Here is a 1,749-nt window from a genome sequence, read left to right on the forward strand (position 1 = left end):
ATTCCGCGCTGGTCGCGCTCGAAGGCGTCGACGATCTCGTCGTGGTCGCGACCGCGGACGCGGTTCTGGTCTCGCGCCAGAAGGATGCCAACGGACTGAAGCGTCTGGTGACGAAGCTGAAGGCGGTCGCGCCGAAGGTGACCGAGGAGCATCTGAAGGTGCACCGGCCCTGGGGCAGCTATCAGTCGGTCGACAATGGCGAGCGCCACCAGGTCAAGCGCATCGTGGTGAAGCCGGGTGGACGGCTGTCGCTGCAGAAGCATCACCATCGCGCCGAGCATTGGATCGTGGTGCGCGGCACGGCCCAGGTCACCGTCGACGAAACCGTGAAGACGGTGCATGAGAACGAGTCGATCTACATCCCGATGGGCGCGGTCCACCGGATGGAGAATCCCGGCAAGATCCAGCTGGAACTGATCGAGGTCCAGATCGGTTCTTATCTCGGGGAAGACGACATCATCCGGATTGAAGACGACTATCAAAGAACCTAAGCAACACCCGAAGTGCGCATTGCGATGATCGGACCAGAGTATGTGAGTCTGGTGCCCGGCGACTGTTTGCGGATTTCGGTCAGTACGTGATCTGCGTCCACAAGGACGAGGAGACCGCGGCGATCCCGATCTGCTAACCCTGGGGCTCGACGGGCTGGTGGCGGACACTGTCAAAGCTAAGCGGCTGGATTTGACCATTGACCTGACTAAGCCGACCGCCGCGACCGATGCCGTTTTCATCGCGGTCGGCACGCTCTCCCGATAGCGCAGTCTCACACCGGCGACCGTGGTGGTAACGAGACCGACGGTGCCGGTCGGCCCCGGACCAGGCGTTCCCAAAGTTCGTGCGTGATTGATAGAAAAACACAATGGTTGATTGCGGCCACAACTTCTCCGAGCGTGCAGCTTAACGCGCTGGAGGATGCTTTGCCGCTTCCTCCGGGAGTTTAGCCTGTCTGCATAATCTCATGGAGGGAGATCAGTCGATCTGAGCTACGTACTTTAGTAAAATTACTCCGAGGCGGAGACGCTTTGAGGCGAACGAGTTCAAATGGGATGGATATATCAGCCGCGAGGGACAACGCCCATTGATCGCCATGCCGATTGCGTTGTAGATCGGACGGGCTGGAGGCGAGCCGAAGGAACGGCTGATGCCAACTACTCTCCAAGAACAACTGGACCAGGTTGAACGCGACATAAAGTTATACATGGAGTTTGATGCAAACGAGAAAGATCGTTTCAATCGCGAGTCGTACTTGTGGACTGCAGAGGATCGCATCGAGTGGCAGGAGATACAACGTGACAATGCTCAACGACTCCGAGAGCTGCTCGAGGAGCGTGACCATTTGCGCAGCCGGTTGGGCCTATGAAACGACAGTCAGATGATTGCCGTAGATCGCAAGTGCGAAAGATCGCAGCTGCTTCGACATTTCCCTCGAGAACTCAAATGCTCGGCTCGAAACTATCAGTTCGCCGAGACTGAAGATGGGCTCGCGTCCTGCTTGCGATTATGGGAGCTTGCTTTGGGATCGTTACGCGTATTCTTGTGGGCTTGAGTAACTCATCGGTGTTGGACCATCCATCCGAGGTCAACGACGGGCCGCGTTCTAGCACTACTTTGGCAGATTGTGTTTTTCGCCGCTGTTTTTCACGGATTTGCCTTCGGCAATATGGGCAATGCTGAGACGGCGGCCGAAGGATGAGATCAACGATGGCGTGACGTACGGCTGGCATGGTTGGCTGAGGCGGAGGCCCGTAG

General features: G+C 57.4%; 1 protein-coding gene and 1 pseudogene. Both read left to right on the plus strand.

Translation table 11 applies throughout. The annotated features are described in order from the left end of the window. Positions 1-491, plus strand: a 491-nt coding sequence (locus EAV90_RS39095) for a cupin domain-containing protein (protein WP_129146474.1), incomplete at its 5' end; no start/stop codon positions are given. Positions 492-503: 12 nt separating this feature from the next. Further along, positions 504-834: pseudogene (locus tag EAV90_RS41955) on the plus strand (UDP-glucose 6-dehydrogenase); the annotation flags it as partial. Between the last annotated feature and the right edge of the window lie 915 nt (positions 835-1,749).

The organism is Bradyrhizobium vignae (genome assembly GCF_004114425.1).
GTDB classification, from domain to species: domain Bacteria; phylum Pseudomonadota; class Alphaproteobacteria; order Rhizobiales; family Xanthobacteraceae; genus Bradyrhizobium; species Bradyrhizobium vignae.